The sequence below is a fragment of the Shimia sp. Alg240-R146 genome, assembly GCF_947331465.1.
GTDB lineage: Bacteria > Pseudomonadota > Alphaproteobacteria > Rhodobacterales > Rhodobacteraceae > Shimia.
The window spans coordinates 893,490-917,130 of sequence record NZ_CAMZOK010000001.1 but is presented as its reverse complement, the minus strand read 5'-3'; the positions used below and the strand labels follow the sequence as shown (position 1 = coordinate 917,130).

Here is a 23,641-nt window from a genome sequence, read left to right as displayed (position 1 = left end):
TCATTTAAATCTGCAAATGGCCTTGGAGGGAGCCTTTTTTCGACAAAGGAAAGCGGCATCTTATCCTCATAGCGAAACAAAAACGCTACCTCCGGCGGCGCGGCGTTATTGCCCCCACCCAGTCTGTGCCGCCGGAGGCACTTTTGTGTCGCCAGGTTGGCCGCCCTTCGGGGCGGCTTTTCTGTTTGGGGGTCACGCAAAACTTCCCTGACAGAACCAGCCCGCCGACATGGTCCCGCCATGCGCATAATAAAGCCACAGCTTCTCGCCCGTCGCGCAGGTGACCCGCCAGTAATCACGCACCCCGCTGCGCCAATCCGGTTCATCCAACCACCACTCCGGCGCGATGCGTTCCGGCCCCGCCGCCCCCGTCGCCTCTAAATCGCGCCCCCGCCAGCGAAACCGCTCCGGCAATCGCGGCACATCCGGCGCGGTCACCGGCTCGGGCCGCCACATCAACAACGGCCGCGCCACCGTCGGCGCGGGCCACTCATCCCGCCACGGCTCCGACCACGCCGCATGCTGCATCTGGGCGGTCTTCTCGGGGATGTGGCTCGCCCCCGGATGGCGGCGCGTGATCTGCTCAAGCCCGACCCGCGCGCCAATCCGGCCCACCAGATCGTCAATCACATGCGCCTCTGACAGCCGCTTTGCCGCCGCCTGTCCCGCCTCAAGATGCCCCGCCGCGTGACGCGCATGCAGGGTTTCCACCCGCAGCGCCTCGATCCGCAGCATGTCGATGCCAAACCCCGCGTCGATATCATCGAGCTTCATCCGCAACAAAGGCCGCAACCGGTCAGGATCATCGCTCGCCCGCGCCAGTCCGACCTCAACCCCCTGCATGGTCTGATCCGCGCGAAACACCTGCAACCGCACCACCCGCACGCCTTTGCCCTTGTCCCGCAGCCGTGCGCACAGCGGCGGCAACAGCCGGTCAATCGCGGCCCAGACGTCGTCCTCCAATCCAATCGGGTCGGGCAAGGTCATCCTGACGGCAAACGTTGCCTCCACCGCTGCGGGGCTGACCGGTTCCGGCGCGCTGCCCAGCGCCTGATCCAGCCGCAGCACCAGCCCTTTGCCAAACCGCCGCGCCAGCGCCGCGCGGGGTTGACCGGTCAAATCGCCAATCCGCCGCAGACCCAGCCTCGCCAGCTCCGCCTGTGTGTCGCCTTCAAGGCGCAAGCCCGCAACCGGCAAATCCGCCAGCGTAGTATGCGCCTGACCGGGCGGCGCAATCTGGCCCACATCGGCCACGCCGCTTGCCAGCGGTGGCGGCGTGCCACCCCGCGTCCAATGCCGCCGCTTGACCGCACGCGACCGCGTTGCCGGTGCTTCCTGATCGATGTCGTCCCCGCTGCGATGGGAGGCCCCGGGTTGCGCTGCAAACCGCGCCAAGGCCCAAGCCGCGCCCAGCGTGTCCGCTACACCAGCCCGCACTGTCAGTCCCAGATCATTGCAATCCTGCGCCACATGCGACAACAGCCCCTGCTCTCCACCAAACAGATGCGTGCAGCCGGTCACATCAATCACCAACCCATCGGGCGGCGCCTCTGCCACCCAAGGGCTGAACTTGCCCGCCCAGCGCCGCAACACTTTCAGAAACGCCGCCTCGGCCTGCTCATTCCTAAGCCGCGTAATCAGCTGCGGACAGACCGCCTGCGCATCGCGAAGAGGCTGATCCAGCGTCAGCCCCTCGGCCTCGGCCTGCACATTCATCGAAGAAATCACCTGCATCTGGCCGGTGTCGCGCAGCACCGCCAAAGGCGCGTCAAACGTGCCCCGCTCCATCCGGAGCAGACGTTCGGCCCCCAATCTTGGAAACCAGAGCGATAAGATACGACGGTTTGGCATGGGCAGCAGCCGGAACGGATTCGTGATATTTGTTCACTTTATGTTCTCATACTTTTTGCTTGATTCCCAGACCCTCTTTGGGCTGCTGTGAAAGCACCCAACACCAAAGGACATTCCATGCGCCCCACACCTCTCATTGCTGCTCTGCTGATTGCCACGCCACTGCTGGCCCATGATGGCGTCAAAGACCCACAGGTCATGGCCCGCATGGACAGCATGGCCGCCATTGGCGCGGCCACCAAAACGCTGGGCGACATGGCCAAAGGCACAACCACCCTGCATCAAGCCAAAGCCCGCATGGCGCGCGACACCATCGTCACCCAGTCCGGCAAAATTTCAACGCTGTTTGAGGCCGAGGCCACCGACCCGAAATCCGAAGCCTTGCCCAACATCTGGACCGACTGGGAAGATTTCACCACCAAAGGCGATGCCCTCAAGGCCGCCGCAAAAGCACTGGATTTCACGGATCAAGCCGCGCTCGCGGCGTCTATGCGGTCGCTCGGCGGCAGCTGCGGCGCCTGTCACAAAGTCTATCGAAAATAGCGCAAACGCAGCGCAAGACCCATGATCAGCCGCAGGTCACGGCAACGATCTTGCCGTCGACATCGTGAATTACGTTCAAACGGTTTTCATGAAAATCCATCGTCGCGGGCGACCCGTCCTGCATCACACGCAGCATTTCCGGCACCGTTACACCGTCCAGCGCGGATTTGTCCTGACCAATCAGAAACTCAAACGTGTCCGGTTCGCAGATCTCGCTGCCCTGTGCCTCTGCCGCCGTGTCCTCGTTCGCGAGGCATCCCGCAACCGTCACAACCGACGCAACCGCCACAACCAGTGTCTTAATACCCATGCTGAAAACTCCTTGAACGCACATGTCTTTGTCGCAAACCAACCCAATTGCTTCGCCCGCTTGTTGAGGCGACGGCATCAGCCTGTCATCATGGTCATACAAGGTTGCAAAGCCCGCGTGTTTCAACCACGCTTTGGAAAATTCAGGGAGGATAGGCGAAATGATGCGCACCCGTGCCGCAGTGGCTCTCGAAGCCGGCAAACCATTGGAAGTTATGGACGTGAACCTCGAAGGCCCGAAAAAGGGCGAGGTTCTGGTAGAAATCAAGGCCACAGGCATTTGTCACACCGACGAATTCACCCGCTCGGGTGCTGACCCCGAGGGGCTGTTCCCGTCCATTCTGGGCCATGAGGGCGCAGGCATTGTTATGGAAGTCGGCGAAGGCGTCACCACGCTGAAACCCGGCGATCACGTGATCCCGCTCTACACGCCGGAATGCCGCGAATGCCACGCTTGCCTGTCCGGCAAAACCAACCTGTGTACCGCAATCCGCGGCACCCAAGGCCAAGGCCTGATGCCCGACGGCACCTCGCGCTTTTCGATGTTGGATGGCACGCCGATCTATCACTACATGGGCTGCTCGACCTTCGCCAACCATACGGTCCTGCCGGAAATCGCCTTGGCCAAAGTGCGCGACGATGCCCCGTTTGACAAAATCTGCTACATCGGCTGCGGCGTCACCACCGGCATCGGCGCGGTGATTAATACTGCAGGCGTCGAAATCGGCTCGACCGCGGCTGTGTTCGGCCTTGGTGGCATTGGTCTGAACGTGATCCAGGGCCTGCGCATGGCAGGGGCTGACAAGATCATCGGCGTTGATCTGAACGACGACAAAGAAGTCATGGCCCGCAAGTTCGGCATGACCGACTTTGTGAACCCTTCCAAGCTTGGCGATCAATCGGTGACCGACAAGATTGTCGAGTTGACCAAGACCGAAAAGGACACGTTCGGCGGTGTGGACTATTCCTTCGATGCCACCGGCAACGTACAGGTCATGCGCGACGCGCTGGAATGCAGCCATCGCGGCTGGGGCGTGTCGGTTATCATCGGCGTGGCACCCGCTGGCGCCGAGATCTCCACCCGCCCGTTCCAGCTTGTGACTGGCCGCGTGTGGAAGGGCACCGCTTTTGGTGGCGCCAAGGGCCGCACAGATGTTCCGGGCATCGTGGATTGGTACATGGACGGCAAAATCGAGATCGACGAGATGATCACCCACAAGCTGTCGCTTGATCAGATTAACGAAGGCTTTGATTTGATGCACGCCGGAAAATCCATCCGAGCTGTGGTTGAATTCTAAAGCCCATAAAGAAAAAAGACGCGCTCTGGCGAGGGCGCGTCCTTCCAACCAACCGCCCAGCTCAGCCAATCACCGGACAGCCCAACGTGCGTTGCAGCGCCGCCACCAACTCGTCCACCGTCTCCGTAGTCACAAACAACCCGCCGGTCTGATCTGCCAGACAGCTCGCCACGGTGGTGCCATCCAACGGGTCCTGCTCTGGATTGTTCCAGGCAAAGAAATCCACTTGCGCCCGAAACCCAATCACATGCACCACCAAATCGCGTGCTGTGGCGCGAAACTGGCGCGCCAATTCGCAAGGCCGACCGCCGCAGGTCTCGTTGCCATCGGTCACCAGCACGACCACGCCTGGGCTGTTGCGATAATCCATCGCTTCTGCCGCCTGCCGCACCGCATCTGTCAGCGGCGTCAGCCCGTCCGGCCTGAGACCCTCTATGGCGTCAATCACCGGCCCCGCCGATGCCTCAATCGGTGAAAAGCGCAGATCAAGGTTGGAACACGCCCCTTTCGGGCCCGGCCCGTAGATCATCAGCCCCACCCGCCGGTAAGGCGCGATGTCCGGCATCGCCCGCCGTATCGCCTGCCGCGCTTCGACAATGCGCGTGTTGGGGCCTGTTTCGAAACTGATCTCCGCCATCGATGTCGAGCCGTCAAACACCAACATCGCGTCTACCGAGCATGCGCCGACATTGGCAACAGGGGAACTGACGCTGCAAGCCAAGGCTGCCGCGGCCAGAAATCCGGTTCGAAAAAGATGTGTCATCACGACAGTCTGGCAGCCCGCTTCACCTCTGTCCAATCATAGGTGGCGCTGCCGAAATGACGTTTTGGTGCGCTAGCCCGCCTTCACGCCATAGCGCGCCATGAACATCTCCACAGCGCCATCAACCACACGATCAATCTCGTCTTGCGAGAATTCGGTTTGCACGCCAGTCACCAACCTTAAGAACACGCCCGCCTTGCACAGCTCAGGAAACTGGTCCGCCGCCAGCGCGCGGTCTTCCACAATAACCTCGCCCCGCGCCTCAGCGATCTCCAGAAACGCGCACATCCGGTCGATCAGGATCTTTGGCCCGGTCTCAAAAAACTGCTGCCCAAGCTCGGGAAACCGCTCGCCTTCGGCAATGCAGACCCGGAACATGTTCCAGCCAAACTCACTCAGGACGATCTCCAGCAATCCCCTGCCAACCACACCCAGAACCACCTCGACCGGCTGCTCCACATCCACTGCGGCTTCAAGTGTCTCTGCCTGCCGCTGGCATTCCAGCCGCGCCACTTCCATGAACAACATGCGTTTGTCGGGAAAATAACTGTAGAGCGTCGCCTTGGACACGTCCGCACGCCGGGCGATGTCGTCCACCCCGATGCTTTCAAATCCATGCGCCATGAACAAATCACGGGCGCCGTCCAGCACCTGATCATACTTCCGCCCTTTGCGGATGATGGCTGAGTTTTTGTTCATTGCGCCTAGAGTTCAGGTTGCGATATCTGAATATAAACTGGTCGGTTCATTTTCAGCAAGCATCGCGCCAACCCCGACACAAATAGAGGGGTGCGGAGCCCAAACCGGTTTTAACCGGGTCAAAAAAACCTGCCGCCGCGCATTTGCCCCCGCTGCGCCGCGTGATAGGCATAGGCCATGCTGCCGATCTTTCTGAAGACATTGCCGTTTTTTGCCATCATCGGTCTGGGTTACTGGGCCGGGCGGACGCGGTTTTTCTCGGCCGAGGCGACCGCCTATCTGACCAAATTCGTGTTCTTTTTTGCCCTGTCCGCGATGTTGTTCCGGTTTGCCGCCAATCTCAGCCTCGCCGAGGTTCTGAACTGGCGGCTGATGGGGGGCTATCTCTGGGGCTGCGCCGTGGTCTATGGCCTGGCCACCGTCGTCGCCTTCCTGCGCAAACAGGATGTCGCCACCGCCGCCGTCGAGGCGCAATGCGCAGTGATCGGCAACGCGGGTTTCCTTGGTGTGCCAATGTTGACGCTTTTGATGGGGCCCGAGGCGATTGGGCCGGTGATGATGGTGCTCGCCGTCGATCTGATTGTGTTCTCCAGCCTCATCGTGATTTTGATCACCGGCTCTCGTGATGGCCGCATGAGCCTTGGCATCCTGCGCACTGTTGGCGGCGGCTTGATCCGCAACCCGATGATTGTGGCGATCTCGCTGGGGTTCATCTGGTCCGCGCTGGAAATTCCAATCCCGGGTCCGATGAACGAATTCCTCGCCATTCTTGGCGGCGCGGCGACGCCGGGCGCGCTGTTTGCAATTGGCGCCTCGCTTGCCACCAAATCAGCGGAACGGGTCGAGGTGGCGCTTTGGCTGACCTTCTGCAAACTGGTTTTGCACCCGCTGTTTGTCGCCATCGCCGTGTTGTGGCTGTTTCCAATCGATGCCTACTCGGCCTCGGTTGTGATCGCCGCCGCAGCCCTGCCGGTGGCTGGAAACGTCTATATGCTGGCACAGCACTACGGCGTTGCGCCGCACCGTGTCTCAGCTGCAATCCTGTTTTCCACAGCGATCTCAATCGGCACCGTTTCGGCGGTCATTGCATGGTCCCTGCAACTCTGACATCGTGACCCGAACGCAGCCGGGTTATGGAGCACATCATGCAAATCGTATCGGAAAACCGCGCCTTTGGCGGCACACAGGGCGTGTACACCCATCAGTCCCACTCCACACATTGCGAGATGACGTTTGGCCTGTTTCTGCCTGAAGAGGCGCAACACACACCGGTGCCCGTGCTTTGGTATCTGTCTGGCCTGACCTGCACGCATGAAAACGCTATGGTCAAAGCCGGTGCGCAGCAATGGGCCTCCGAGCAGGGCATCGCGCTGGTCTTTCCCGACACATCGCCGCGCGGCGATGATGTGGCGGATGATGACGGCTATGACCTTGGCAAAGGCGCCGGATTTTACGTGAATGCCACACAGAAGCCTTGGATGCCGCATTACCAGATGTGGGACTACATCACCGAAGATTTGCCGTCGATGCTGCAAGAAGAATTCGCACTGGATATGTCGCGCCAATCCATCATGGGCCACTCGATGGGCGGTCATGGCGCGCTGACCATGGCGATGGGCCTGCCAGGCCGGTTCAAGTCTGTCTCTGCCTTTGCGCCAATCTGTAACCCGACCGCGTCGGACTGGGGCCGCAAGCAACTGTCAGCCTATCTTGGGGACGATGAGGCCGCGTGGGCACGCCACGACGCCACGCTGATGATGCAATCCGCAGGCTTTGACGGGCCCGTTCTGGTGGACACAGGCACCAACGATCAGTTCATTGATCTTCTGAAACCCGAAGCGCTTGCCGCAGCCGTCGCAGAGCGTCGTCAAGAAGCCACCCTGCGCCTGCAAAAAGGCTATGACCACAGTTACTTCTTTGTCTCGACCTTCATGGAAGAGCACGTCGCCTTCCACGCCGAAGCGCTTTACGCGGACTAAGCCATGACAGCCATCTATGTCGATGCCGACGCCTGCCCGGTCAAAGCCGAGGTTGAACGCGTCGGCACCCGTCACAAAGTTCAGATCTATGTGGTTTCAAACGGCGGCTTGCGCCCGTCGCAAAATCCCTTAGTGGAAAACGTGATTGTGCCCGAAGGCCCTGACGTGGCCGACATGTGGATCGCGGACCGCGCCACCAAAGGCGACGTGGTGATCACCGGCGACATTCCCTTGGCCGCCAAATGTGTCGAGGCGGGCGCGCGGGTTCTCAAACACAACGGCGAAGCGCTGACGGCCGCCAACATCGGAAACGTTCTGGCAACCCGCGACCTGATGGCCGACCTGCGCGCCGCAGACCCGTTCCGCCAAGGTGGCGGTAAGGGCTTTACCAAAACAGACCGCTCACGGTTTCTGGAAGCGTTGGAGCGCGAACTCAGAGCGGCGTCGCGTGGATGAGATCACCCGAGATTAGCCCGGAAGAAGCATCCGCGATTGAAACGCTTGTGGGGACATCACTCGGACAAATCACACCGGGAAACCACGCCCGCCCCATATGAGACCCAAGCGCTTCTACTCAACCCAAGTCAAAAAATCCTGCGGCTTGTCCGTCAGTATCCCGTCGAAATTCATCGCCTGATACGTCGACCAGTCTTTGGCTTTATTCAGCGTCCACGGATAGATCGTCAAACCGTCTTTCTGCTCGACAATGTGTTTTTGAAATCCCCGTCCGAACAGAACGTTGTCGATCTGCGGAAAATTGGGAATGAAGGTCGAAATCTCGTTGTCCCGCAACCATTGCCGCACTTCGGCATAATCCGGCGCCCAGCAACTGTCATAGCATTTCTTGCGCATCACAAACGCCAGAGGCGCCATCCAGACCGGCGCGTAATGGCCTTTGTACAGCAGTCCGAAGCCGAACCCCTCCTCCGCCGCCATCTGCGCCTTCAACTCCAGCAACAACGACCGGCTGAACGTGTTGAACTGCACGTTTTTCACGCTCGGATATTGGCGCAGCACCGCGTAAACCCGCTCCGCCACATGGCGATCCTCATAGTGCATCTGCCCGATGTCGAGCCCCACATGCAGCGGGTTGTTCTCGATCAGCTCGTCCCAGACCTTCACCTCCAACAGCAACGTCTTGTCCGTGCCGCTCGCCACATAATCCGTCAAAAGCGCATCCAGCGTGTCGATCTGGTAGGGCTTTTTCACCTTGCTGTTGTAACAGGTCAGCGCAGCCAGCTCCGCAACCGTCATCTGCGCCACAATCAACTTGGTCTCATCCCCGTCCTCAAAACAATTATAGCTCGACAGCACCGGATCGTGGTGCAGCACCACTGCGCCTTCTTTGACCACATGCACATCGATTTCGATCGCATCAACGTCCATCTTCAGCGACTCGCGAAACCCCAAAAGCGTGTTTTCGGGATACTCCGCGCCGGCGGTCTTGTGACTGATCACCCAACCGGGATCAGAGCCGTCGCTGACATAGACCGGTTCCGGTCGCAGTTTGAAATGCCAGATCGCAAACGCCGCAGCCAATACTGCAACAATCCCCATAAATCGTTTCAAAACAAAGTCTCCCCGCGCAATTCGGCAACTCTAGCTTACTCCGTCGTGATGACAAAGCAGCAGATACATGTCGCTAACGTCTGCGGGCGCCGGTGACCAAAATTTCCGCCCCAATGTCGTTTTCTCTCTAGACAGCCACCGCAAAACACCGCCCAAGTGAACACATGTTCAGCCGCATCCCTCTCGGACCCCTTTCCGCGCTCATTGCCGTGTTTTTCTTCTCACTCAATGATGCCGCAATCAAATTCCTGTCGGGCGACTACGCCCTGCACCTGATTGTGCTGTTTCGCTCGCTGATCGGCCTCGGCATCCTGTTGATCGTGATCGTCCCGTTCCAAGGCGGCTTTTCCGTGCTGCGCACCAAACGGCTTGGTATGCACCTGCTGCGCGGGCTCTGCGTGGTTGCCGCCAACACCACCTTCTTTCTCGGTCTCGCGGTGCTGCCTCTGGCCGATGCCATGGCGATCTTCTTTGTCTCGCCCCTGCTTATCACCGCCTTTTCCGCGCTGCTATTGGGCGAACACGTCGGCCCCCGCCGCATGGCCGCTGTCAGCGCCGGTCTGATCGGTGTGTTGATCATGATCCGCCCCGGTGCTGACGAGTTCAACGTGGCGCTGCTGTTCCCCTTTGCCGCCGCTTTTGCCTACGCCATGCTGCACGTGCTGACGCGCAAAATCGGCAACACCGAAAGTGCTGCCACCATGTCGGTCTACATTCAGATCGTCTTTGTGATTGTCTCATCCATCGTCGGTCTCACCCTCGGCCACGGCGCCTACGAAGGGTCCGGCCCCGAGATCACCGACTTCCTGCTGCGCGCATGGCATTGGCCGGCCTCCGGGGATTACTGGATTCTCGCGCTTTTGGGCGTCGCGTCTGCCATGGGCGGCTTCTTTATCTCCCAAGCCTACCGCCTGTCCGAAGCATCCATGATCGCGCCGCTGGAATATATCGCCATGCCAATGGGTGTCGCCTTTGGCGTGGTGATCTTTGGTGAATGGCCCGCACTCACCACATGGATCGGCATGGTGCTGATCATTGGCTCGGGTCTGTTTGTGTTCTGGCGCGAGGCCCGTACCGAAGCCGACACCGGGCCCCATCGGCCCCGCGCACGGCGTTAACTCTTTTCAACTCCCCCATGCGCCCACTAGGGTAAAAACAACGAGACCGAGTAGAGACTGACGAACCATGACCAATATCCAAGCCGTCGTTTTTGACATCGGCAACGTGCTGATCGAATGGCAGCCCGAAAACTTCTATGACCGCACAGTGGGCGAGGCCCGTCGCCGCGCGTTTTTTGCCGACACCGACATTCACACCCATCACGCCCAGATCGACGCCGGAGCCTCATTGCCCGCCATGATCGAAAGCCTGATCCCGCAATATCCCGACTACGCCCGCGAATTGCGTATGTGGAACGACAACTGGAACGACCTTGCGGCACCCGCGATCCCGCATTCCGTGCGATTGCTCAACGCGCTGGCGGACAAAGGCGTGACGCTCTTTACGCTCACTAATTTTGGTCATGACAACTTCCCGCTCAGCCAGGCCGTCTATCCGTTCCTCACCCGCTTTGACCGCGAATACGTCTCCGGTCGGCTCAAGATGATCAAACCCGATCCCGCGATTTACGCGCATGTCGAGGCCGACAGCGGCATCGCCCCTGACCGCCTGATCTTTGCAGATGACCGTCCGGAGAATATCGACGCTGCCGCCGCGCGCGGCTGGAAAACCCACTTGTTTGATCACCCCCAAGGCTGGGCAGACCGACTTGTGACCGAAGGCCTGCTGACCGAGGAAGAAGCCAAATGACCACCATCATCAATTTCGCGGACGGAGAGAAAAACCTCGATTGGCTCGGCCTGACAGACGCCATCGCGGCAGGGCACCAACAGCCCAAGGCCGAAATTTCAGACAGCTTTCTCTATCGTGGCAAAGACACGCTGCTACAGCGTCAGGCGTGGATTGACGGGTTGGGTATCGCGGTAAAATCCGCCACCGTTTTTCCCGACAACCCGTCCCGGGATGTGCCGATGATCCACGGCGCGGTCACGCTGTTTGATGACGCCCACGGTATTCTCGCTGCTCTTCTGGACTTCCACCTCGTGACCAAATGGAAGACCGCAGGTGACAGCCTTCTGGCTGCCCGTCGACTGGCCAGACCTGACAGCTCCAAAATCCTGATCGTCGGCGCAGGCACCGTTGGCCGCAATCTGCACGCCGCCTACTCCGCTGCCTTCCCAAACGCGCAGTTCACCGTCTGGAACCGCACGCAGGCCAATGCCGAAAAAATGGCCACCGAAATCGACGGGCTGACTGTCGCAACGGATCTTGAAACCGCTGTGGGTGAGGCTGACATCGTGACCTCTGCCACCATGTCCACCGAACCCACTCTGCGCGGTGACTGGCTGCAACCGGGCCAACATATCGACCTGATCGGCGCCTACCGCCCTGACATGCGCGAAATCGACGATGTCGCCCTGCAACGCGCCCAGATTTTTGTCGACAGTTTCGACACCACGCTGGATCACATCGGAGAACTGAAGATCCCGCTGGCCGACGGCGTCATCACCCGAGCGGATGTCTTGGCGGATTATTACAACCTTGATGCCTTTCAGCGCTACGCAAACGACGACATCACGCTCTTTAAGAACGGCGGCGGCGCGCATCTCGACTTGATGACCAGCAGCTACATTCTGGATCAGTTTCAAAAGTAGCCCGGGAGGGCTTGCAAACGGGCTTTTGTTAAAAGCCCGCAAACGCAACACCCCCCACCTTAACAAGGTTCCACGACGGATCGACACCGACGCAATACCGACGCATTACTGTCGCTTTGCAGATCGCCTTTTTGGCCGTTAACCAGCCGCTTGGCCCTGAGTCGCGCGCCTTATGCCGCCACGGCCCCGCGGCGCTCTCGAATTGGCAGATGCACAATCGCGCTGAACGCGCCAACGCCCACGCCAATCCACCAGACCATCGTATAATCGCCATGCGCGTCATACATCCGACCGCCAAGCCAAACGCCCAGAAAGCTGCCAAGCTGATGGGAGAAAAAGACAATTCCGTAAAGCGTCGCCATGAACCGTAGCCCATAAAGATGCGCCACCAAACCGGAGGTCAAAGGCACCGTCGCCAGCCAAAGTGACCCCATCACAAGCGAGAAAACAACCACACTCATCGGCGTAATCGGCATCATGATGAACACCGCCGCCGCAATGGTGCGACCGGTATAAACACCTGCCAACAAATACTTTTTCTGATAGTGCTTGCCGGCCCAACCGGCCAACAGCGTGCCACCAATATTGGCCAATCCAATCAACGAAATCGCCACCGCGCCCAGTGCTGAGGTTGACGTAACCCCCAAACCTGCCAGCATACTGCCCGGCGCAATGGGACCGCACATCTCGGTGATCATTGCCGGGAAATGCGCTGTGACAAATCCAAGCTGATAGCCACAGCTAAAAAAGCCAACAAAAATAAACGTATAAGACGGGTCACGAAACGCCCGCAAAAGCGTCGCGCCCATGCTTTCTTGCACCTCAACCTTGCTGGCCGCCGGTGCGCGCATCAAGGGCAGCAATGCCACCATCGCGAGGATCATAGCTGCAAAAACAAGGAAGGTTTCCTGCCAACTGATAAAGGACAGCATCCACTCCGCCAGAGGTGGTCCGAATATCTGCCCACCAGAGCCCGCCGCCGTGGCAATCGCCAGAGACATCGACCGGTTTTCATCAGAACTGGCACGGCCAACAACCGCAAGGATCACGCCAAACCCGGTTCCCGCGATGCCAAATCCCACAAGGATCTCATAGACTTGATGCGCCTCTGGCGTCACCGCGAATGATGACAGGACCAACCCGATTGCATAGACGACCGCCCCGAGCACAATCGCCTTTTTGTCCCCGATTTTTTCGGAAATAGCCCCGAAAATCGGCTGTCCAATACCCCACGCAAGGTTCTGAATAGCAATCGCCAGTGAAAACTCCGCCCGAAGCCAGCCAAATTCCTGCGCAATTGGGATTTGGAACACGCCAAAGCTCGACCGCACCGCAAAGCTGACCAAAACAATGATACACCCAACAATCAGAACCGGGGTAAACAACGGCGTGCGTGCCTGCATGGTCTCTCTCCTCTTCGCGCGAATGCCAAAGTGACGCCCAACACCCCGCCGGTCAATTCAGCATTTGTTTACCGAGGCATCACACACTCTTATCCACCGCCACTGGTGCCTTTTCCTCGCGGCGCAGTTGGGCTAAGGCCATTGTTATGACCACCGTGCCCGAGATCTACGCCGCCCGCATCGCCGCAGGCGAATTGCACCACGACACCGCCCAAGAAGCGGTCTTGCCGCAATTTGAGCGGATTCGCTCAGAGCTGTCCAAACCGGTCAAGAAAAACTGGTTCCGCAAATCTACGCCGGATCCGATACAGGGGCTCTACTTTTGGGGTGGCGTGGGACGCGGCAAATCCATGTTGATGGACCTGTTTGTCGACAGCTTGGACGTGCCCGTGCGTCGTGTGCATTTTCACGCCTTTATGCAGGAAATCCACGGCGCCATGCACGAGGCCCGAAAAGAGGGCGTCGAGGACGCCATCGCTCCGGTGGCCAAAGCAGTCGCCGACTCCATCCGCGTGTTGGCCTTTGACGAAATGCAGATCACCGACATCACCGACGCGATGATCGTTGGCCGCTTGTTTGAACAACTCTTCGCCGCGGGGACCGTAATCGTTACCACATCCAACCGCGTGCCCGATGACCTCTACAAGAACGGTCTCAACCGCCAGCTCTTCCTCCCCTTCATCGCGCTCATCAAAGAACAAATGCATGTCTGGGAACTGGTCAGCCCGACGGACTACAGACAGAATCGCTTGGCAGGCTCACAGGTCTATTTTGTGCAGGCCAGCACCGAAGCCCGCGACCAGATCAATGCCATATGGAACGATTTAACCGGCGGCAACGCGGAACCTTTGATGATCACCGTCAAAGGCCGGCAGGTCGAGATACCCAAGTTTCGCAATGGCGTGGGCCGTGCGTCTTTCTACGACCTATGCGGCAAGATGCTTGGCCCTGGTGACTATCTCGCCATCGCCGAAGCGCTCAAGGCTCTTGTACTCGAAGACATCCCGACCCTCAGCCGCAATAACTTCAACGAAGCCAAGCGCTTCGTCACTTTAATCGATGCCTTATATGAGGCCAAAGTTCGCCTGATCTGTTCCGCAGCGGCAGAGCCGGAAATGCTTTACCTCGAAGGCGAAGGAACGTTCGAATTTGAACGCACGGCCTCCCGACTTCGTGAAATGCAGGACGCCGACTGGGGCCGCGACGCCACCTGATTTTGACTGCAAACGCAGGTCTAATTGTCTCCGGTCGCAAAACCGTGCGTTGACGGACAATGCCTTGTTTTCTTATCCTAGGGTCAGAGCTACGCGCTCTGCACTGCTCGGCACTACACACCATCTGCACTCGTTTTTTTGCAAAAGGAGTCCCGACATGCACCCGGATCTGAAAACCCGTCGTCGCCTGTTTGTACAGGCCAGCCAAAGTTACACCGCTGCCGATTTCGCGTGGCGAAAGGCGCTTGGCCATGCCCGCACGCTTGTGCCCGGAGCTGTCAGCCGCAAAGTCTCCACCATTGGCGCGCCCGGATCACGTATGCGGCGGCTTTATGAGGCCCGAGACAAGGCACTGCACCGCCTGCAGGTCGCACACCTGAAGCTCGACGTCGCGCGCACCCGGCTTGCGGACCAGGCATAAGGTTTCAAATTTCTGGAAAATGGCAGGGGCACCAGGGTTCGAACCCGGGACCTACGGTTTTGGAGACCGTCGCTCTACCAACTGAGCTATACCCCTAATGTGCCGAATGTCCTAAGCCACCCATGCGGCATAGGCAAGAGGGAAATCGCGCAATTTATCGCGGCTCTGGCCTTGGTCGCTGGCGCGCGATATGACAGGCCGAAATTGCCAACGAGAAATCACCAGTGAGCCTCAAGTCCATCAGAAAATCGATTGCCAATAGCCCGCGCTTCAACAGCGCAATCGAGGGTATGTTTGCGGCCTACGTACGGTTTTGTTTTCGCACTTCGCAATGGTCGCGTACCGGCTGCGAGGAAATGGACACCTGTGTCGCACGTGGTGAGCCCGTGATTTTTGTCGTTTGGCATCAACGCCTTATCATGGCGCCATACATGTTCAACGCCCCCAAAGGCGCGCGTATCTGCGCCCTGACGTCGGCGGCGCGCGCCGGTAGGTTGGCTGGCCAAATCCTGGTGCGGCTGGGTTGGGAAACCATTCCGATGTCGAGCCACAAGCGCCACGTCACGCTGTCTCGCGAAGTGCTCAAGCGCATCAAACAAGGCTGCTCTGTCGGAATTGCTGCCGACGGGCCGCGCGGCCCTGCAAGGGTCTCCTCCACCGTGCCAATCGTTTGGAAGCGCTCTTCGGGTGCTCGGGTGTTCACCGTGGCCTTCGCCCAAAAGCGCGTGCTGCGCCTGCCAACGTGGGACAAACAAATGCTACCCCTGCCGTTTTCGCGCGGCGTCATCAGCTGTCAGGAGTGGTCACAAGAGGTGCCGCGCAAACCCAGCGATGAAGTGGTTGAAGCTCTGCGTCTTAGCCTTGAGGCTGCACTGGACGAGATCACGGACGCAGCCGATGCCGCGTTGGGAAAGCCTTCGGAAAACCCGCGGTCAAAGGCTGGTCATTCCTCCAACGAGGAATAGCGCACCCGCATCTGCACCGCCTGGAGATACTGGGCCGCACCCACCAGCTGTTTCAGAAAGTTGGACAGCCGTTCCACCGGAAGCTCCGCCGCTACGGCCTCATCGAACCGAGCCTCCGCCTGCGCGTACTCTTGTTCATTTATCAGAATAAGCGAGTCATAATACATCAGGTAAGGTTCAAGCGGATAAAGCGTCAAAGCCTTGTCCACGGTCTTTCTGGCCTCCGGAAAGCGCTTCGAATCCAACTGGATTACCGACAGCAATTCGTGGTCATAATAGTCCGCATCTCCGGCAGTGATCACTGTCTTCAGTTTCTTCACCGCCAAATCGGTATCTCCCGCATCTGACAGCAAATCCGCCTGCCAATAAAAGAGATATCCGTCGTAGCCCACGATCTCCTCGGCTTTTGCCAGCGTAGCGATGGCGTCCTTTGTCCGGCCAAGAGCGGATTGTGCCCGCGCGACGCGGACAAAGCCATCGCTGTCATTGGGCCGCAATTCGATCACGCGTTTTCCGTCTTTCAACGCCTGAGCGGGCCGACCTAGACTTAGCAAAATCAGCGATCTGCGCGACAGGGCCGCCGTGAAATCCGGCTTGTGTTGCAACGCGCGGTTCACCAAGGGCAAAGCCTCTTGCCATTGGTCGTCTCTCGACAACACATAGGCCGCACCATACATCGCATTGGTATCGTCAGGGTTGACTTCCAGCACCTCTTCAAAGGCTGCAACCGCGTCCGCGGAAAGCCCTTCCGCCGAAAGCAGCCAACCCTTTTGCCGCATCGCCCAGTAGTACTTCGGCGAAATGGCCAAGGCCGCATCCAGATATCCAAGCGCGTCGTCTATCGGTAACTTGCCAAGCCGATACAGGCTGCTACCCAAGCCCGCGATGGCTTGTTCCTCCGGCCGAATTTCCGCTGCTGCGCCAAAACGCTCTGCTGCGGTTTCGTAATCGTCCCGATCATGGGCCATCCAGCCCAATCCCACGAGCGCCAAAGGTGACTTGGGATCGTCGGCCAACATCTCGGCAAACAGGCGCTCCGCCTCCTGCACGTTGTCCAAATTGTAATGTGCCCAAGCCAGCGAATCTTTCATGTCAATCCGCTGGACCTGTGTGGCACCAGTGGCCTGAAGTGCGCGCGTGCAGATTTCGATCAACCGTTCAGGTGTATCCCCAAAGTCCAGACAAACGCTTTCATATGTGTCCTCGCTATTGGTCAATAAAGGCTTGGCCAAAGCGGGCGTCGGAACAAGCAGAAGCGAAAGTAGTGCGAGTTTTAGCGTATTCATTCAACCATTAGCTTTATCTGTCTTCGTCGCCGAAACATTACCGCAATAAATGGAAATAGAAAGTCACCTATTCCCATTCAGATTAGACGCACAATACTTCTTTCCCCAAACGCAAAAAGGGCGCCCCGAAGGACGCCCTTTTCTAGTCAACAATTAGCGTGAGCTAATTACTCAACGATTTTGGATACAACACCGGAACCAACTGTGCGGCCACCTTCGCGGATCGCAAAGCGCAGGCCCTGCTCCATTGCGATCGGTGCGATCAGCTCAACGTTGAACTTCAGGTTGTCACCGGGCATCACCATTTCGGTGCCTGCTGGCAGCTCAACAGTGCCGGTCACGTCAGTTGTACGGAAGTAGAACTGTGGACGGTAGTTCGCGAAGAATGGCGTGTGACGGCCACCTTCATCCTTGGTCAGGATGTAGGCTTCTGCTTCGAACTTGGTGTGTGGGTTAACCGAACCAGGTGCACAAAGAACCTGACCACGCTCAACCGCTTCACGGTCGATACCACGCAGCAATGCGCCAACGTTGTCGCCTGCTTCACCGCGATCCAGCAGCTTGCGGAACATTTCAACGCCAGTACAGGTTGTTGTCTGGGTGTCTTTGATGCCAACGATTTCGATGCTGTCGCCAACATTGATCACGCCACGCTCAACACGGCCAGTTACAACAGTACCGCGACCAGAGATCGAGAACACGTCTTCGATTGGCATCAGGAACGGCTCATCCACGGCACGTGGTGGCTGTGGGATGTAGCTGTCAACAGCCGCCATCAGCTCGGAGATTTTCTCTTTACCGATGTTGTCGTCACGATCTTCCAGAGCGGCCAGAGCCGAACCCGCGATGATAGGAATATCATCACCTGGGTAGTCGTATTCGTTCAGCAGTTCGCGGATTTCCATTTCGACGAGCTCAAGCAGCTCTTCGTCGTCAACCTGGTCCACTTTGTTCATGAACACGACCATGGCCGGGATGCCAACCTGGCGGCCCAACAGGATGTGCTCGCGGGTCTGTGGCATCGGGCCATCAGCTGCGTTCACAACCAGGATCGCGCCGTCCATCTGCGCCGCACCGGTGATCATGTTTTTCACATAGTCAGCGTGGCCGGGGCAGTCGACGTGGGCGTAGTGACGCGCGTCGGTTTCATATTCAACGTGGGCAGTCGAAATGGTGATGCCACGTGCTTTTTCTTCCGGCGCGCCGTCGATTTCGTCGTACGCTTTGAAGTCACCAAATTGTTTGGTGATCGCTGCGGTCAGCGTGGTTTTACCGTGGTCAACGTGACCAATGGTGCCGATGTTGCAGTGCGGTTTACTGCGCTCAAACTTTTCCTTAGCCATGATGGCCTCCTTGATGTTGGTAAGGGAAGCGGGCAACCCGCTTCCCAAATTTCGTTATGCGTATTTCGCTTGGATCTCTTCCGAGATGTTGTGCGGAACCGGATCGTAGTGGTCAAACTGCATGGTGAACTGGGCGCGGCCCGAGCTCATGGAACGCAGCGTGTTGATGTAACCGAACATGTTGGCCAGTGGCACAAATGCGTCGATTGCAACAGCGTTGCCGCGTGGTTCCTGACCGGACACCTGCCCACGACGGGAGGTAAGGTCACCAATGATGCCACCGGTGTATTCTTCCGGTGTGATCACTTCGACTTTCATGATTGGCTCAAGCAGTTTTGCACCCGCAAGACGCATGCCTTCACGCATGCACATACGACCCGCAATTTCAAAGGCCAGAATGCTTGAGTCCACGTCGTGGAACTTACCGTCAAGCAACTGAACTTTGAAGTCGATCACAGGGAAGCCAGCCAGAGGGCCGCTGTCCATGACCGATTTGATGCCTTTTTCAACACCCGGGATGTATTCTTTGGGAACCGAACCACCAACAATTTTGGACTCAAAGGAATACCCTTCGCCCGGCTCTGTTGGAGAGATCAACAACTTCACTTCGCCGTACTGACCAGACCCACCAGATTGTTTCTTGTGGGTATAGCTGTGCTCGACTTCGTGACCGATGGTCTCGCGGTAAGCAACCTGTGGGGCACCAATGTTGGCTTCCACTTTGAACTCACGACGCAGACGGTCCACGAGGATGTCGAGGTGAAGTTCGCCCATGCCTTTCATGATGGTCTGACCGCTTTCGATGTCAGTTTCCACACGGAAGGAGGGGTCTTCGGCGGCCAGACGTTGCAGGCCAGTCGACATTTTCTCTTGGTCGCCTTTGGTCTTAGGCTCAACAGCGATCTCGATCACAGGATCGGGGAACGTCATTGTTTCCAGAACCACAGGATCGTTGATCGCGCAAAGCGTATCACCGGTTGTGGTGTCTTTCAGGCCGCCCAGAGCGATAATGTCACCTGCGAATGCTTCGCTGATTTCATCTCGGTCGTTGGAGTGCATGATCATCATGCGGCCAACGCGCTCTTTTTTGCCTTTGGTCGAGTTCAGGAAGCTGTCGCCCTTTTCGATTTTACCGGAGTAAATACGGGTAAAGGTCAGCGAGCCAACAAAGGGGTCGTTCCAGATTTTAAACGCCAGAGCCGAGAACGCCATTTCGTCATCTGCACGACGTGCAATATCACGAACTTCGTCATCATCGCCGGGTTTAAAGCCCATGTAATCAACAACATCCAGCGGGCTGGGCAGATAGTCGATTACAGCGTTAAGCAGAGGCTGAACACCTTTGTTTTTGAACGCAGAGCCGCCCAGAACTGGCACGAATGCCATTTCCAGTGTGCCTTTGCGCAGCAATGCGCGCAGGGTTGGCACGTCAGGCTCGTTGCCTTCCAGGTATTCCATCATCGCGTCGTCGTCCATTTCGACGGCCGCTTCGATCATTTTGCCACGCCATTCGTTGGCCATGTCCTGCAGGCTTTCGCGGATCGGTGCTTTGATCCACGACGCACCAAGGTCTTCACCCTGCCACAGCCATTCTTCCATGGTCACGAGGTCCAGCAGACCTTCCAGCTCGGTTTCTGCACCGATTGGAATGCCAACAGGCACAGCAGTCGCGCCAGTCCGGTCTTCGATCATGTGAACGCAGTTAAAGAAGTCCGCGCCGATTTTGTCCATTTTGTTGACAAAAACCATACGTGGAACTTTGTAGCGGTCAGCTTGGCGCCAAACAGTCTCTGTCTGGGGCTCAACGCCAGCGTTGGCGTCCAGAACACAGACAGCACCATCGAGAACCGCCAGCGAACGCTCAACTTCAATGGTGAAGTCAACGTGGCCGGGGGTGTCGATGATGTTCATGCGGAACTTTTCAGAATCCGCAGTCTCACCGTCTTCGGTGCGTTCCCAGAAAGTGGTGGTCGCAGCCGAAGTGATGGTGATGCCACGTTCCTGCTCCTGCTCCATGTGGTCCATGGTTGCAGCGCCGTCGTGAACTTCGCCGATGTTGTGGGACTTACCCGTGTAAAACAGGATCCGCTCCGAACAGGTGGTTTTACCTGCATCGATGTGAGCCATGATCCCGAAGTTACGGTAGCGGTCGAGGGGATATTCGCGTGCCATTGGTCTAATGTCCTCTGGAAATTACCAACGATAGTGGCTGAAGGCTTTGTTTGCCTCGGCCATTTTGTGCGTGTCTTCGCGTTTCTTAACAGCGGTACCGCGCGAGTTCACAGCGTCCAGAAGCTCACCTGCAAGGCGCTCTTCCATGGTGTTTTCGTTGCGGTTGCGAGAAGCAGTGATCAGCCAACGAATGGCCAGTGCTTCGCGACGCTCAGGGCGTACTTCAACCGGAACCTGATAGGTGGCACCACCCACACGGCGCGAACGAACTTCGACCGATGGTTTGATGTTGTCCAGTGCTTCGTGGAACACTTCGACTGGCGCACGTTTGATCTTGTCTTCAACGCGATCCAGCGCGTTGTAAACGATCTTTTCGGCGACCGACTTTTTACCGTCGATCATCAGGTTGTTCATGAATTTGCTCAGTACCTTGTCGCCAAATTTGGCGTCAGGCAAGATTTCGCGTTTTTCAGCGGCGTGACGACGTGACATCTCAGCCTCTCCTTCTTACTTGGGACGCTTGGCGCCGTACTTCGAACGACGTTGCTTACGGTCTTTGACGCCTTGGGTATCCAAAACACCACGCAGGATGTGGTAACGGACACCCGGAAGGTCTTTTACACGACCGCCACGGATCAGAACCACAGAGTGCTCCTGAAGGTTGTGGCTTTCACCCGGGATATACGAAATCACTTCGTAACCGTTGGTCAGGCGTACCTTCGCAACTTTACGCATAGCGGAGTTCGGTTTCTTAGGTGTGGTTGTGTACACGCGGGTACATACGCCGCGCTTTTGCGGGCATTGCTCGAGGTGCTGCGACTTCGAGCGCTTGATTTTGGGCTGACGCGGTTTGCGGATCAGCTGCTGAATCGTTGGCATAGGGTCTCTTTCCCGTTTGCTTTCACTCATGCGCGGGGCGAACCCCACGCGGCTTCGATTTTCTCGCAACTTGTGAAAACACAAGCGCAAAAACCGCAATCGTTTCCATTCCGAGGCAAACGACGCGGTGGAGTCTCAGAGGTTGCGGCCTTCAAAGTAGACCGGAACTTGACCACTACAGATATGAAACGGCTTAGGGATCACTTAACCCAATGCCGGATGGGCGCGATATATGGGGAGTCGGGTCCGTTGTCAACAGGGCCTATGCGACGGTTGTTGATCACATACCTGCCACCCTGTCCGGTTGCGTCCGGTTTCGCGCAATGACAAGATAATCCACACGAGCGCAGAACGCGCTTTGTTCATTTCCGACGATACCACGGGGCCTTTGCGATGGACAGCAAGGACATGCAAGTGATCGGCGTTTGCCGCTTTTCCTATCCCGCTTTAGGCGGCTTTCAAGTTGAGCATGAAACCCCCGAAGAGCGCATGGCGTTCCTTTACGATCCAACCCGCATGGAAGAGCGGTTTCGCATCTTTGAAGCCTTCACTTTACCGCCCCTGCGTGCGCAGACAGATCCAGATTTTACCTTCCTTGTGATCATTGGCGATCAGATGCCCGACGTGTATCGCAAACGCCTCGAAGCGGCCCTGGCCGACATTCCGCAAGCTGTTATCGCGGCCTACCCGCCCGAGCCGCACCGCGACATCATGAAGGTCGCAATCAATGCCGTGCGGCGCGACAGCAAGGATCACTGCCTGCAATTTCGCATGGATGACGATGACGCGGTCAACATCCGCTTTGTCGAACGCCTGCGAGAGCGGGTGAACGAGGTGCACACGCTCATTCGTAAGAACAAACACGTCGCGATCGACTTTTCGCAAGGCTACATCGCCAGTGCCGGTCCAGATGGCATCAGCGGCAAACCCACCATGGAACATCTTTGGACTGCCGCGCTGGCCATGACGGTCAGTCCGAAGTCCGACATCACCATTCTGAACTTCGGGCACTCAAAAATGGGAAAATTCATGCCCATCGTCAGCTTTGCCGGCGAAGACATGTTCATTCGTGGCCACAATGACTTTAACGACAGCCGTCAGAGAAACGCCAAGCCACTGACCTTGCCAATTCTGGACGCCGAAGACGAAGCCCATTTCAAGCGGGTGTTTAACATCGACGCGGATCACGTCCGCGCGCTGTTCTCCTGAGCCAACTTCCGGCCGCGCAGCAAGGTGAACACCCCTGCCCCGACAACGATTAGGCAGCCCAGAAAGGTGACGGGATCCGGCCAGTTGCCAAAGACCACCAATCCCAGCAGCAACGCCCACAACAGCCCCGTATAGCGGAACGGCGCGATGAACGACACTTCGCCGACCCGCATCACCATGACCGAAAACAGATATCCGCCAAGGATGAACACTGACGCGCCGCCGATCAACGCAATCTGGCGCAAATTCAATGGCACCCAATCTGTGCCAAGGCTTGCGACACCGGCAAACAGCATCACGCCGAGCGACGCAACCAGCGTCACCGTCATCGACGGCACCTCTGCCGACATCCGTCGTGTCGATAGGTCCCTCACGGTCACAAAGAACACGGCCGCCAGAGCGTATCCGGCATAAAGATCAAATCCTTCCGGCCCCGGCCTGACGATCAAGAGCATGCCCAAAAAGCCCGCAAGAATGGCCGACATCCGCCGCCAGCCCACGGCCTCACCAAACAACAGCGCGCCGCCCAACGTGACGGTCAATGGCAACACCTGCAAAACCGCCGTCACATTGGCGATCGGCATGTGGTAAAGCGCGGTGATAAAGAAATAAGCCGCGCCGATCTCGGCACAGGTGCGCAGGGCCACCAGCCCCCAATCCCGCCGCGGAATCCGCCAGCGCAAAGCGCCCAAGGCCCGCGCCAATCCCCAGATCATCAGGCTCGACGCCACACCGCGCAAAAACAGCATCTGAAACAGCGGAACTTCGGGACCAAGCAATTTCACGCAAGTGTCGTTGAACGTGAACGCCGCCATCGAACACATCATCAACAGCGCGCCTTTGGTGTTATCCGTCAAAACCGCCACGCAAAGCCCTCCGCCAAAGCCAACCGCGCGACGCTACGCTCGGCTTAGGCGATTGCCAAGGGGATGTGAGCAATTCGAGGGGAGTTCAGAGTGTTCGGATCACGCTGCCACGCTGCACTGGCTGCGAAATTTCTTATTGAGGGTATCGGCATTCGTTT

General features: G+C 57.9%; 24 protein-coding genes and 1 tRNA gene. 12 read left to right on the top strand and 13 right to left on the bottom strand.

The genetic code is table 11. The features are described from left to right. Window positions 1-192: 192 nt before the first annotated feature. Window positions 193-1,851, bottom strand: a complete 1,659-nt coding sequence (locus PG871_RS04385) for a Y-family DNA polymerase (RefSeq protein WP_270726442.1) — start codon at window positions 1,849-1,851, stop codon at window positions 193-195. A 117-nt stretch (window positions 1,852-1,968) separates the two neighbouring features. Between PG871_RS04385 and PG871_RS04380 the strand changes: the two genes are divergently transcribed. Further along, complete coding sequence (locus PG871_RS04380) at window positions 1,969-2,394, top strand: c-type cytochrome (RefSeq protein WP_270726440.1); 426 nt, start codon at window positions 1,969-1,971, stop codon at window positions 2,392-2,394. 25 nt (window positions 2,395-2,419) lie between these two features. Here PG871_RS04380 and PG871_RS04375 read toward each other — a convergent pair whose 3' ends face one another. Beyond that, window positions 2,420-2,704, bottom strand: coding sequence for an I78 family peptidase inhibitor (locus PG871_RS04375; RefSeq protein ID WP_270726438.1), 285 nt, complete (start codon window positions 2,702-2,704; stop codon window positions 2,420-2,422). A 163-nt stretch (window positions 2,705-2,867) separates the two neighbouring features. Between PG871_RS04375 and PG871_RS04370 the strand changes: the two genes are divergently transcribed. After that, window positions 2,868-4,001, top strand: a complete 1,134-nt coding sequence (locus tag PG871_RS04370) for an S-(hydroxymethyl)glutathione dehydrogenase/class III alcohol dehydrogenase (protein WP_270728715.1) — start codon at window positions 2,868-2,870, stop codon at window positions 3,999-4,001. Window positions 4,002-4,062: 61 nt separating this feature from the next. Here PG871_RS04370 and PG871_RS04365 read toward each other — a convergent pair whose 3' ends face one another. Together PG871_RS04365 and PG871_RS04360 are read right to left on the bottom strand one after the other, a co-directional pair. Beyond that, the gene (locus PG871_RS04365; RefSeq protein ID WP_270726436.1) at window positions 4,063-4,764 is read right to left on the bottom strand and encodes a vWA domain-containing protein; all 702 of its coding nucleotides are present in this window, start codon (window positions 4,762-4,764) and stop codon (window positions 4,063-4,065) included. 72 nt (window positions 4,765-4,836) lie between these two features. Beyond that, complete coding sequence (locus PG871_RS04360) at window positions 4,837-5,463, bottom strand: TetR/AcrR family transcriptional regulator (protein ID WP_270726434.1); 627 nt, start codon at window positions 5,461-5,463, stop codon at window positions 4,837-4,839. 177 nt (window positions 5,464-5,640) lie between these two features. On the opposite strand from PG871_RS04360, the gene PG871_RS04355 reads away from it, so the two are divergent. Genes PG871_RS04355 through PG871_RS04345 form a run of 3 tightly spaced genes read left to right on the top strand, consistent with a single transcriptional unit; the run spans window position 5,641 to window position 7,898 of the window. Continuing rightward, window positions 5,641-6,570 carry an AEC family transporter gene (locus PG871_RS04355; protein ID WP_270726433.1) on the top strand — a complete coding sequence of 310 codons (930 nt, stop codon included), beginning with the start codon at window positions 5,641-5,643 and terminating at the stop codon, window positions 6,568-6,570. Window positions 6,571-6,608: 38 nt separating this feature from the next. Next, the gene (gene fghA / locus PG871_RS04350) at window positions 6,609-7,442 is read left to right on the top strand and encodes an S-formylglutathione hydrolase (protein WP_270726431.1); all 834 of its coding nucleotides are present in this window, start codon (window positions 6,609-6,611) and stop codon (window positions 7,440-7,442) included. 3 nt (window positions 7,443-7,445) lie between these two features. Beyond that, window positions 7,446-7,898 (top strand): YaiI/YqxD family protein, encoded by a 453-nt coding sequence (locus tag PG871_RS04345; RefSeq protein WP_270726429.1) that lies wholly within the window; start codon window positions 7,446-7,448, stop codon window positions 7,896-7,898. Window positions 7,899-8,012: 114 nt separating this feature from the next. Here PG871_RS04345 and PG871_RS04340 read toward each other — a convergent pair whose 3' ends face one another. Beyond that, window positions 8,013-9,011: a glycerophosphodiester phosphodiesterase gene (locus PG871_RS04340; RefSeq protein WP_270726428.1), complete on the bottom strand. Its 999-nt coding sequence runs from the start codon at window positions 9,009-9,011 to the stop codon at window positions 8,013-8,015. Between the two features lie 164 nt (window positions 9,012-9,175). On the opposite strand from PG871_RS04340, the gene PG871_RS04335 reads away from it, so the two are divergent. From PG871_RS04335 to PG871_RS04325, 3 genes are all read left to right on the top strand, one after another. Continuing rightward, the gene (locus tag PG871_RS04335; protein ID WP_270726426.1) at window positions 9,176-10,129 is read left to right on the top strand and encodes a DMT family transporter; all 954 of its coding nucleotides are present in this window, start codon (window positions 9,176-9,178) and stop codon (window positions 10,127-10,129) included. 67 nt (window positions 10,130-10,196) lie between these two features. Continuing rightward, window positions 10,197-10,820, top strand: a complete 624-nt coding sequence (locus PG871_RS04330; protein WP_270726424.1) for an HAD family hydrolase — start codon at window positions 10,197-10,199, stop codon at window positions 10,818-10,820. Then, window positions 10,817-11,725 (top strand): ornithine cyclodeaminase family protein, encoded by a 909-nt coding sequence (locus PG871_RS04325; RefSeq protein ID WP_270726422.1) that lies wholly within the window; start codon window positions 10,817-10,819, stop codon window positions 11,723-11,725. The genes PG871_RS04330 and PG871_RS04325 overlap by 4 nt, the downstream gene beginning before the upstream one ends. A 170-nt stretch (window positions 11,726-11,895) precedes the next feature. Here the strand turns inward: PG871_RS04325 and PG871_RS04320 are convergent, their stop codons facing one another. Next, window positions 11,896-13,128, bottom strand: a complete 1,233-nt coding sequence (locus tag PG871_RS04320) for an MFS transporter (protein ID WP_270726420.1) — start codon at window positions 13,126-13,128, stop codon at window positions 11,896-11,898. Window positions 13,129-13,274: 146 nt separating this feature from the next. Here PG871_RS04320 and zapE point away from each other — a divergent pair, with 146 nt between their 5' ends. Together zapE and PG871_RS04310 are read left to right on the top strand one after the other, a co-directional pair. Next, window positions 13,275-14,342 (top strand): cell division protein ZapE, encoded by a 1,068-nt coding sequence (gene zapE, locus PG871_RS04315; protein ID WP_270726418.1) that lies wholly within the window; start codon window positions 13,275-13,277, stop codon window positions 14,340-14,342. Between the two features lie 157 nt (window positions 14,343-14,499). Next, window positions 14,500-14,763, top strand: coding sequence for a hypothetical protein (locus tag PG871_RS04310; protein ID WP_270726415.1), 264 nt, complete (start codon window positions 14,500-14,502; stop codon window positions 14,761-14,763). Between the two features lie 20 nt (window positions 14,764-14,783). Here PG871_RS04310 and PG871_RS04305 read toward each other — a convergent pair. After that, window positions 14,784-14,859, bottom strand: a tRNA-Trp gene (locus PG871_RS04305). 194 nt (window positions 14,860-15,053) lie between these two features. Between PG871_RS04305 and PG871_RS04300 the strand changes: the two genes are divergently transcribed. After that, window positions 15,054-15,728 carry a lysophospholipid acyltransferase family protein gene (locus PG871_RS04300; protein ID WP_270728714.1) on the top strand — a complete coding sequence of 225 codons (675 nt, stop codon included), beginning with the start codon at window positions 15,054-15,056 and terminating at the stop codon, window positions 15,726-15,728. Here the strand turns inward: PG871_RS04300 and PG871_RS04295 are convergent. The 5 genes from PG871_RS04295 to rpsL form a co-directional block, all read right to left on the bottom strand. Next, the gene (locus PG871_RS04295) at window positions 15,707-17,014 is read right to left on the bottom strand and encodes a tetratricopeptide repeat protein (RefSeq protein WP_270726413.1); all 1,308 of its coding nucleotides are present in this window, start codon (window positions 17,012-17,014) and stop codon (window positions 15,707-15,709) included. The genes PG871_RS04300 and PG871_RS04295 overlap by 22 nt on opposite strands. Window positions 17,015-17,181: 167 nt before the next feature. Continuing rightward, window positions 17,182-18,357, bottom strand: coding sequence for an elongation factor Tu (gene tuf, locus PG871_RS04290; protein WP_270726139.1), 1,176 nt, complete (start codon window positions 18,355-18,357; stop codon window positions 17,182-17,184). 54 nt (window positions 18,358-18,411) lie between these two features. After that, a complete protein-coding gene (gene fusA / locus PG871_RS04285) occupies window positions 18,412-20,529 on the bottom strand; it encodes an elongation factor G (RefSeq protein WP_270726411.1) in 2,118 nt (705 codons plus the stop codon). A 21-nt stretch (window positions 20,530-20,550) separates the two neighbouring features. Further along, a complete protein-coding gene (rpsG, locus tag PG871_RS04280) occupies window positions 20,551-21,021 on the bottom strand; it encodes a 30S ribosomal protein S7 (protein WP_270726409.1) in 471 nt (156 codons plus the stop codon). Window positions 21,022-21,036: 15 nt separating this feature from the next. Further along, window positions 21,037-21,408: a 30S ribosomal protein S12 gene (gene rpsL, locus PG871_RS04275; protein WP_054000841.1), complete on the bottom strand. Its 372-nt coding sequence runs from the start codon at window positions 21,406-21,408 to the stop codon at window positions 21,037-21,039. A gap of 393 nt (window positions 21,409-21,801) precedes the next feature. Here rpsL and PG871_RS04270 point away from each other — a divergent pair, with 393 nt between their 5' ends. Continuing rightward, the gene (locus PG871_RS04270) at window positions 21,802-22,617 is read left to right on the top strand and encodes a putative rhamnosyl transferase (protein WP_270726383.1); all 816 of its coding nucleotides are present in this window, start codon (window positions 21,802-21,804) and stop codon (window positions 22,615-22,617) included. Here the strand turns inward: PG871_RS04270 and PG871_RS04265 are convergent. Continuing rightward, window positions 22,593-23,474, bottom strand: coding sequence for a DMT family transporter (locus PG871_RS04265; RefSeq protein ID WP_270728713.1), 882 nt, complete (start codon window positions 23,472-23,474; stop codon window positions 22,593-22,595). The two genes, PG871_RS04270 and PG871_RS04265, sit on opposite strands and share 25 nt — an antisense overlap. Window positions 23,475-23,641: the final 167 nt, after the last annotated feature.